Origin of the sequence: Leptospira haakeii (genome assembly GCF_002812045.1) — a bacterium.
Classification (GTDB): Bacteria; Spirochaetota; Leptospiria; order Leptospirales; family Leptospiraceae; genus Leptospira_B; species Leptospira_B haakeii.
The window spans coordinates 1-8,802 of record NZ_NPEG01000027.1 but is presented as its reverse complement, the minus strand read 5'-3'; the positions used below and the strand labels follow the sequence as shown (position 1 = coordinate 8,802).

The window sequence follows — 8,802 nt, the reverse complement described above, 5'->3', positions numbered from 1 at the left end:
ATAGCGAATTTGACGAAGCAATATCTAACTTAACTAGTTATTCAAATAAAGCTATGATTTATCTAAGTGGAGGAGACGTTTAGTTTAGTGGAGTTAGTCACAGCGCATAACTTTCGGCTCTGACGCATCGCTTCGAGATTGCTTCGCAACTCTCGCTTGGCCTTCGGCACATTTCGCTTTGTCATTCGTCTTGCTGAGCAAGCCTCATGCCAAGTGCTTCGCACTCGCGAAACGTCGTCAAGCCTTGGTCGTTATACGCCAGGCTGGCAAAATCGACTTTTTAAGAATAATCATATAAAATTCTTGTATGTAATACTGAAATGTGATACATTATTTTTGTGATTAGTTTAAGAATACCGCCGGATTTAGAAAGGCAGCTTGATTCATTTGCGAAATCTAAGGGGAAAAGCCGTTCTGAGATAGTAAAAGAATCAATTCTCGAATATATAAAGAATCATAGTTCAAATAAAACTCCCTTTGAATTGGGTGAGGATCTATTTGGCAAGCATTCAGCCAAAGATGGGAAATTGGCCCAGAATAGAAAAAGTATCTTAAATAAAGTATTAAAGGACAAGAATGAAAAACGTCGCACTCGTTGATTCAGGTCCTATTATAGCATTATTCAATTCTTCAGACGATTATCATAAATCAGTTTTTAAGTTTCTAAAGGGATTTAAAGGTTCTTTATTCACAACTTGGCCAGTAATAACTGAGGTTATTTATTTATTATCTTTTTCGATCAACGCTCAATCAGATTTCTTAGAATGGATAGAGCGAGGAAGCTTACAGATTTTAGATCTGACATTGGAAGATTTAAAATATATAAAGAGCAGAATGCAAAAGTATTCAGATCTACCAATGGATTTAGCAGATGCATCATTAATGTGCATCGCGGAAAGAGAAGATATCTATAATATTATTAGTATAGATTCTGACTTCTCCATATATAAGACCTTAAAAGGTAAATATTTAACAAATTTATTTAAGAATTAGGCCAGCCCAGCGTCTAACTATCGGCTCTGAAGCTGCGCTTCGAGATTGCTTCGCAACTCTCGCTTGGCCTTCGGCACATTTCGCTTTGTCACTCGCCTTGCGGTGGCAAGTCTCGCGCCAAGTGCTACGCACTCGCGAAACGTCGTCAAGCCTTGGTCGTTAGACGACATTGGTTTAATATTTTTCTCAATAACGAAAAATATACATATAAAGTATTTGGATGATTATGCTTTTGAATAAAAGGATCGATAGATGAGAAAAGCTCTATTTATATTGTCATTTTGTTTTCCTTTTGGAATTTCTCCACAAGTTCATCAGGATTTTGGGAGTCCCAATTCCGCAGGTCTTAATTCTCCAAAGACTTATTTAATAAGGTATGAGAATTGCCCGGAAATTACGAAAGAAATTCTATCATGTGTTAAAGGATTGAAAACTGTTCAGTATACACTTGATTTAGCAGATAAAGTGGTAAAGTTGGAGTTAGAATTAGACAAACCGCTATTGCTTTCTTATGGCATAAAGGAAAATGGAATCGATAAGGATATTCTAGAATCCTACGTAAATACATATTATATGATTCATGGGCGTCCTACAATTTATTCTAAAATCAACAAGATTGCCTTATACAAGAATTTAGCAGAAAACTATGCGATAATTTATACATTAAATGGTAAGTTAGTATTTAAAGCTTATAGATCGAAAGACACATATCTAAAAGAGAATAAAGAATTGATTGTAAAAGCTATTTCCGGAGCACCAGTGTGCGATCCTCCGTCTGATTTTAACAACAAAGCTCATTCATGTGGTCAGTGGCATTTTGAATCTTTTAAATAAACCAACGTCGTCTAACTATCGGCTCTGACGCTGCGCTTCGAGATCGCTATGCGCCTCTCGCTTGGGCTGCGCCACATTTCGCTTTGTCACTCGCCTTGCAAGAGCAAGTCTCGCGCCAAGTCCTTCGGACTCGCGAAACGTCGTCAAGCCTTGGTCGTTAGGCGCAATATCGCGATTTTCTTTTATTTTTTATTATATAAGTTTTGAATTTTACCTAAGAGCCGAATAGGGATCCACTTTAAGTTCGATCGCTTTTCTCCCTTTTCTTATCTTATATCGTAGACTGAAAGATCTTATTAATGTTAGGTTTCTTCAAAACTCATGTTGCCTTTGTACTAAGAGATGCGAAAAGGGTTCGCTACTTTATATTGTGAAAGTGAATAAGTCACTAATTTACTTTTTCTCTATTGGAAGATTTTCTAGAGTAGGGTTTGGTGCAATGTGTTTGAGGCGATACTGCGCCTAACTATCGGCTCTGACGCTACACTTCGGGTTCGCTACGCGACCCTCGTTCCGGGCTGCGCCACATTTCGCTTTGTCACTCGCCTTGCGGTGGCAAGTCTCGTGCCAAGTCCTTGCGGACTCGCGAAACGTCGTCAAGCCTTGGTCGTTAGACGCCAGTTTTTAAAAAAGCCTTCTTCACAAAAAAGCATAAAGATACGTAGTTTTAAAGGTCTGCCAAAAGATACATTTTTGTTGACAGAATTATTCGTAATTACATAGTAATTACTATGAGAGCTTCCGTAGTTAAAATAGGCAATTCAAAAGGTATAAGAATACCTAAGGCAGTTCTGGAAGAATGCCATATTGAGGAAGAAGTAGACTTACTTATAGATAAAAATAAGATCATTATAGTTCCGCTAAAAGCTAAACCTCGCGATGGTTGGGAAAAACAGTTTAAGGTAATGTCAGAAAGAAAGGAAGACAAATTGCTAATTCCAGATTCCATAGATTTATCTACTAAGGATTGGGAATGGTAGTTTCTCAATACGAAGTTTATCTGATTAACTTAGATCCAACGATCGGACATGAAATAAAAAAATCCAGACCCTGTGTTGTAATATCACCAAATGAGATGAATAAGTTCATCAGTACGATCATTATTGCTCCGATGACTACTAAATCGCATTCTTATCCAACCAGAATTGAGTTAACATTTCAAAGTAAGAAGGGTTGGATAGTTTTAGATCAAATTCGGACAGTTGATAAAACTCGTTTGATTAAGAAGCTTGGTAAGATAGAATCAAAGACTGTTTCTAAAGTTAAACAAGTTATTCAGGAAATGTTGGTAGATTAAAACTTTCTTTGAAAGTCAAAAACCGGCGTCTAACTATCGGCTCTGACGCATCGCTTCGAGCTTGCTTCGCAACTCTCGCTTGGCCTTCGGCACATTTCGCTTTGTCACTCGTCTTGCAGGGCAAGCCTCGTGCCAAGTGCTTTGCACTCGCGAAACGTCGTCAAGCCTTGGTCGTTAGACGCCATAATTTAGGAATTCACATATGAACGATCAACAGAGAAAAGATGCTGAAAAGGCGATCTATGAATTGAATCAACTACTCAATTTAAAAGATCAGAGAATTGAAGAGCATTTTAAATATTCATTTGGTAGATATAGATTCACGGCTACCAACTTAAAAAAAACTTTAGAAATACTTATCAAATTCGAATTTGAAGACAATATCGTTTCATCAATATTATTTTATGCAGGTGGATTTTTAGAACCCGGTAACTCGTTAAAAAATTTATTAAATAATACGGCGCCTAGGCCTTATGGAGAAATTTCAAGTGAAATGGAGGAGGCTATAAGCGTTCTCAATATTTTTTCCGGAGATACTAGATCTAACAGAGTTGCGTATCCTTTCATAGCTTCATATATTGTGAGTTTTGATCAAGATTATGAATCGAAAGTCGAAACGCTTATTCATAAATTGGAATTGAAGAATAAAGAAGTTGATTCTTTATTGGAGACCTTTCGTAAGGAACTCTCACAAATTAGTATAGAAAAATACGCAAGTATTTTTGGAAATCAAGCCGCAAGACACTCTCGATTTTTTGATAAGTTTGAGAATGAAAATTATTTCTCAAAATTAAAAATCGGTGCTGCAGAGTTATGGTTGGCAGTTGGTTTTGCGGCTTTATTTTCATTACCTTCATTTTTAGTTTATAATTTCGACTCGAACATCTTTCTATACAATGACTCATCGTTTAGTGTGAAATACATTAGTTGGTATTCAGTAAGGCTTGTGATATTATCTGCTTGGGTATTTCTACTAAGAGTTTGCTTTAAAAACTATAATAGTAATAAATTACTAGCAACAATTAATGTTCATAGAGAGAATGTACTGAATTCATTTAAATTGCTTTCGGATCTTATCCCAAGCGATAATGTAGACGCGAGGGTAGAATTGATAAAGGAAATTACAAAGAATACTTACTTTGCAGGTAAAATTCCTTATGGAAATGACAAAGGAGAAAGTGTGAAAATTGATTCCTTGCTCGAGTTATTTAAAAGTAACAAACTATAATAAATTACGGCGTCTAACTATCGGTGCCTCCGCGCCGCTCGGGGCTCACGTCGTGACCCACTCGCTTAGGCTTCGCCACATTTGCTTCAGTCACTTCGTTTGCAGAGCAAACTCGTGCCATCGCAAACGTCGGAGCACCTTGGTCGTTATGCGCAAAACCGAACATATGATTCTCAAAGAAAAAATAAATGAGCGCCGTAGATACATTAAATAAATGAATATTAAAGAACTAAGTGTTAAATTAAAAGATCTTCTAAAAAAACTTTTGATTTATGAGAATTATATTTTATATACTAAGCTTTCTGAAGACGAAATTTTCGAAAGAATTCGTAGTATTTCTGATACTGATTATTTTAACAGAGTAGTTAAGAATCAATTTCAGATGTACAGGAAAATAGGATATAAAAACGCCGCTCTACCGTTCTTGCAGGGGACGCTTTTCGCAGAGAAAGAAATTACATTTATTTCCGTTAAGGTAAGGCTGCATATAGTAACGAAGTTATCAATCGGATTATTTGTTCTTATACCTTTTATTTCGTTAATAGTCTCTTTATTTGATTTGGCGAATTTAAATGAGAACAATAATAAAATAACTCCACTCCTTTTAATTGTTCCAGGAGGTGTATATTTCGGTGCGTTGATTGGCTTTAAATCTGAAGCAAAAATCATCAAAGAATTTATCATTCAATTGCTTAATGCAAAAAGTTAATTGAAAATAAATATTGTTTGGAGTTAAGGCAGTATTTTTAAGTAATTTCGCGTTAACGTCCGGTTCAGCGCATAACTATCGGTGCCTCCGCTCCGCTCAAGGTTGCTTCGCACCTCTCGCTCGGGCTACGCCACATTCGCGTCCGTCACTTCGTTTGCTGAGCAAACTCGTGCCGTTGCGAACGTCGGAGCACCTTGGTCGTTATCCGAACATTTCAGCCAGAATTTGTTTTTTTGTTTGTTTTGGAATTCAAGGTTTTCTTTATATAGGTTCAAGCGGTTTGTAGCTTGCTAAATAATTAGCTGCTTTTTTCCAATAGCCGCCTTACTCTTAAAGTGCATCTTGCGGTTCTGACGGTTGTTGGTGTTTGAGGCTAGCGTTAGTGGCGGACAGAGTTTTTCTAATTGAATTCTTCAGCTTCGAAGCATGTGAAATTATTCCTAGTTGTGTCTGAAACGTCGGATAACTTGCGGTGCCTCCGCGCCGCTCGGGGCTTACTTCGTAACCCACTCGCTTGGGCTTCGCCACATTTGCTTCTGTCACTTCGTTTGCATGAGCAAACTCGTGCCATCGCAAACGTCGGAGCACCTTGGTCGTTAGACGCCATGCATAACAATCAATTGAAGAATTAGGATTTTATGGATAAAAGATACCAGGTATTTGTAAGTTCTACATTCGCTGATCTAAAAGAAGAAAGATCTAGAGTTATTCAGACTTTGATGGAAATGGATTGTATTCCTGCAGGAATGGAGTTATTTCCAGCAACGGACGAAGAGCAATGGGAATTTATCAAGAAGGTGATAAATGATTGTGATTATTATCTATTAATAATTGCAGGAAAATATGGTACGGTCGGTCCCGATGGAATAAGTTATACCGAAAAGGAATATGATTATGCTTGTGAAATTGGGCTTAAGGTCATTGCCTTGATTCATGAATCTCCCGATGATTTGGGATCGGATAAAATTGAAACTGATCCAATTCTCAAGCAAAGTCTAATCGACTTCAGAAACAAAGTCGCAAATGGTCGACTTGTAAAAATATGGTCAAAACCGGAAGATGTTCATGCAAAAGTAGCGCTGAGTCTCAATCGAACTATTCGAACATTCCCTGCGAAAGGATGGGTTAGAGCAGACGAAGTAAGAAATGAAGAACTATTGTCAGAAATTAATGAATTGCGTAAAGAAAATCAGGACCTAAAACAAAAATTAGCTGTTTTAGAAGATAAAAAATCTACTGTTGATCTAAAATTAGCAGATTTGGATGAGTATATAGAAATTCAGGGAAGATACTTTTCTACAGCGACTCGACCAAATTCATATTTAGATTGGAAAGTTAAAGTTACATGGGGAGAGTTATTCGGACTTATATCTCCAAGGATACTAAACTTCCCAAATGAATTGATTGTTAAAAGTACATTAGCATCAGAATTATCAAATAAAGCTGTTGGGACCTCAGGTTCTATGTCCGAACATGACTTTCAAACAATTAAAGTTCAATTTATGGCATATGGGTTTATTAACGTCGAATATTTGCAAACTGTAAATGGAGGATGGGCATGGTTTTGGAAATTGAACAAGAAGGGCCATGAACAAATGCTTAAACTTCGAACTGTTCCAACAAATAAGTGATTATTATCTTTACTGAAAATATGCACGGCGTCTAACTTTCGGCTCTGACGCAGCACTTCGGGATTGCTTCGCAACCCTCGCTTGGGCTACGCCACATTTCGCTTTGTCACTCGTCTTGCAGAGCAAGTCTCGTGCCAAGTGCTTACGCACTCGCGAAACGTCGTCAAGCCTTGGTCGTTAGACGACATGCCGAAACATTTTCTTTGAATATATTATGTTAAAAGCATTTTTTAATTACTTTTTTAAATCGGAGCTCGCAAGGATTTTATTAAAAATATCGATCGTGATTTTATTTTTTAAAATTTTCTTTCCCATGGAATTGGACTCGAAGACTATATACATACTGATTCCGGATGAGTATTGTTTTTTTGCTTTAACCTCAGAAGTTAAAAATGAAGATGCAGGGTGTGGGTATTTTCGATCCGGCCTATCTATTTTAGGTAAGGAGGGTAATTTTATCGGAGTTTATCGAATCAAAATTACTCAACTAGGTCCTTTCGATGTTTCTGATCTTCCGGTTAAACATAAACTCTACTACTATCAAGGCCAATATCTTAAACTTGCACTCTTTATTATCGTTATCTTAGTATGCGTGACGTACTGGACTCGGTATATTGTTTCACGATTGAAGAAAGAATAGTGAAATTTTGAAATTCTTTTTAAACTGAAACTCACACAATGCCTCTAGTATTCTTCGGCACGTCGTCTAACTATCGGTGCTTCCGCTCCGCTCGGAGCTCGCTTAACGCGACTCACTCGCTCGGGCTTCGCCACATTTGCTCAGTCACTCGAATTGCAGAGCAATTCTCGCGCCTGTCTTCGCTAACGCTCAGCGCGCAAACGTCGGAACACCTTGGTCGTTATACGCCATCGCTAAAATTGGTAGAAAAAATGATTAGAAATCTTATAATAATATTTCTTTTTTCAAACTGCATAACTTCAAAAGTATTCGAACTTTCAGAAGGGAAGAGGAGACCTATACTTATTGAACAAATTGATTCAATCTCTTACGATAAATTAAATCAAAAATATTCAACTCCGACCTATGAAATCGAAATTAATGGGGTTTCTTCAGCTAACAAAAGTTTAGAAAATTGCTATTCCTATAATTCATTTTTTCAGTGTGAGACAAATACGCGATTGGTTAAAGCAGAGATAAAGGAGATTAGTCCCCAAGGGGGACTGCAGATATCTTATGTTGATTCAATATTTTTACACAAATCTCTAACAAAAATATATAAAGAAATGCGTATTGCGATTAATCACGATAAGCCTGAGATATATGCAACAAAGGACGGTAAGGCTTTTCTTTCAAAAGCTCATTCACGGGAATTTTTTCTTTGTTTTGACGAGACTGATGCTCCTAAGCAAGAAAATTGCAATTTTCCTAAACGACAAGCCTATGAAGTAAGATTAAATAGATATGAATTGGCTAAAGGGAACTTATTTATTGTTTTGGACGCGCAGGGATACGTAAAAAGAATGTATGAATTCAACTTTCCAACTATTGATAATAAGTTTGTACAAGGAAGAGTAGTAATAGTAAGTCATATGAATGAACGCACTGGGAAACCTGCTTACTATTGGCTGACTCCGTTTTCCATAATAGCAGATATAATTACTAGTCCTATACAGTTTATCATTTACTTAACTGAAATAATGGATGCATTAGGAGCATTGAGGGCGCTGGGTTAATTTCTTAAAAAGTTAGCGACGGCGTATAACTATCGGCTCTGACGCTGCGCTTCGGGTTCGCAAGCGACCCTCGCTTGGCCTTCGGCACATTTCGCTTTGTCACTCGCCTTGCAGAGCAATTCTCGCGCCAAGTCCATGCGGACTCGCGAAACGTCGTCAAGCCTTGGTCGTTAGCCGAACATCGAGCACAACATTTGTTCTTTTTCAAAAAGTTTCTATTTCAGTTACTTTTTTGATTTTTTTCAGATAAAATACTTGCAAATTATTCAGTTATTACTATTGTTATAACATGGATGCTGCATCAGTAAAAAAGACAACAATTCGGGCAATAGGGAATTCAGCTGGGGCTACAATTCCTAAAGTACTTCTGGAAAAGTATAATTTCCATGAAGGAGATACTGTCTTTCTTTTGGAA

At 37.3% G+C, this 8,802-nt stretch carries 10 protein-coding genes; all 10 read left to right on the top strand.

Going from position 1 to position 8,802, the window contains the following annotated elements; translation table 11 throughout:
* The first annotated feature begins 338 nt into the window (after nt 1–338).
* Nucleotides 339–599, top strand: coding sequence for a ribbon-helix-helix protein, CopG family (locus CH377_RS19415; RefSeq protein WP_100725383.1), 261 nt, complete (start codon nt 339–341; stop codon nt 597–599).
* Complete coding sequence (locus CH377_RS19410; RefSeq protein WP_100725382.1) at nt 577–993, top strand: type II toxin-antitoxin system VapC family toxin; 417 nt, start codon at nt 577–579, stop codon at nt 991–993. Before CH377_RS19415 ends, CH377_RS19410 begins: the two co-directional genes overlap by 23 nt.
* Nucleotides 994–1,245: 252 nt before the next feature.
* Nucleotides 1,246–1,827, top strand: coding sequence for a hypothetical protein (locus tag CH377_RS19400; RefSeq protein WP_100725381.1), 582 nt, complete (start codon nt 1,246–1,248; stop codon nt 1,825–1,827).
* 731 nt (nt 1,828–2,558) lie between these two features.
* Nucleotides 2,559–2,807, top strand: a complete 249-nt coding sequence (locus CH377_RS19390; protein WP_100725380.1) for an AbrB/MazE/SpoVT family DNA-binding domain-containing protein — start codon at nt 2,559–2,561, stop codon at nt 2,805–2,807.
* The gene (locus CH377_RS19385; RefSeq protein ID WP_100725379.1) at nt 2,801–3,124 is read left to right on the top strand and encodes a type II toxin-antitoxin system PemK/MazF family toxin; all 324 of its coding nucleotides are present in this window, start codon (nt 2,801–2,803) and stop codon (nt 3,122–3,124) included. Before CH377_RS19390 ends, CH377_RS19385 begins: the two co-directional genes overlap by 7 nt.
* Nucleotides 3,125–3,326: 202 nt before the next feature.
* On the top strand, nt 3,327–4,352 hold the full coding sequence (locus CH377_RS19380) for a hypothetical protein (protein WP_100725378.1): 1,026 nt from the start codon (nt 3,327–3,329) through the stop codon (nt 4,350–4,352).
* Nucleotides 4,353–4,566: 214 nt separating this feature from the next.
* Complete coding sequence (locus CH377_RS19375) at nt 4,567–5,061, top strand: hypothetical protein (RefSeq protein WP_100725377.1); 495 nt, start codon at nt 4,567–4,569, stop codon at nt 5,059–5,061.
* A gap of 638 nt (nt 5,062–5,699) precedes the next feature.
* Nucleotides 5,700–6,692 carry a DUF4062 domain-containing protein gene (locus CH377_RS19360; RefSeq protein WP_100725374.1) on the top strand — a complete coding sequence of 331 codons (993 nt, stop codon included), beginning with the start codon at nt 5,700–5,702 and terminating at the stop codon, nt 6,690–6,692.
* Between the two features lie 891 nt (nt 6,693–7,583).
* Nucleotides 7,584–8,387 carry a hypothetical protein gene (locus CH377_RS19350; RefSeq protein ID WP_125172193.1) on the top strand — a complete coding sequence of 268 codons (804 nt, stop codon included), beginning with the start codon at nt 7,584–7,586 and terminating at the stop codon, nt 8,385–8,387.
* 289 nt (nt 8,388–8,676) lie between these two features.
* Nucleotides 8,677–8,802, top strand: a 126-nt coding sequence (locus CH377_RS19345) for an AbrB/MazE/SpoVT family DNA-binding domain-containing protein (protein ID WP_425268745.1), incomplete at its 3' end; no start/stop codon positions are given.

What these genes read in the sequence shown, in the direction of transcription:
- CH377_RS19410 (WP_100725382.1), top strand. Translation starts at nt 577, where the DNA reads ATGAAAAACGTCGCACTCGTTGATTCAGGTCCTATTATAGCATTATTC.
- CH377_RS19400 (WP_100725381.1), top strand. Translation starts at nt 1,246, where the DNA reads ATGAGAAAAGCTCTATTTATATTGTCATTTTGTTTTCCTTTTGGAATT.
- CH377_RS19390 (WP_100725380.1), top strand. Translation starts at nt 2,559, where the DNA reads ATGAGAGCTTCCGTAGTTAAAATAGGCAATTCAAAAGGTATAAGAATA.
- CH377_RS19385 (WP_100725379.1), top strand. Translation starts at nt 2,801, where the DNA reads ATGGTAGTTTCTCAATACGAAGTTTATCTGATTAACTTAGATCCAACG.
- CH377_RS19380 (WP_100725378.1), top strand. Translation starts at nt 3,327, where the DNA reads ATGAACGATCAACAGAGAAAAGATGCTGAAAAGGCGATCTATGAATTG.
- CH377_RS19375 (WP_100725377.1), top strand. Translation starts at nt 4,567, where the DNA reads ATGAATATTAAAGAACTAAGTGTTAAATTAAAAGATCTTCTAAAAAAA.
- CH377_RS19360 (WP_100725374.1), top strand. Translation starts at nt 5,700, where the DNA reads ATGGATAAAAGATACCAGGTATTTGTAAGTTCTACATTCGCTGATCTA.
- CH377_RS19350 (WP_125172193.1), top strand. Translation starts at nt 7,584, where the DNA reads ATGATTAGAAATCTTATAATAATATTTCTTTTTTCAAACTGCATAACT.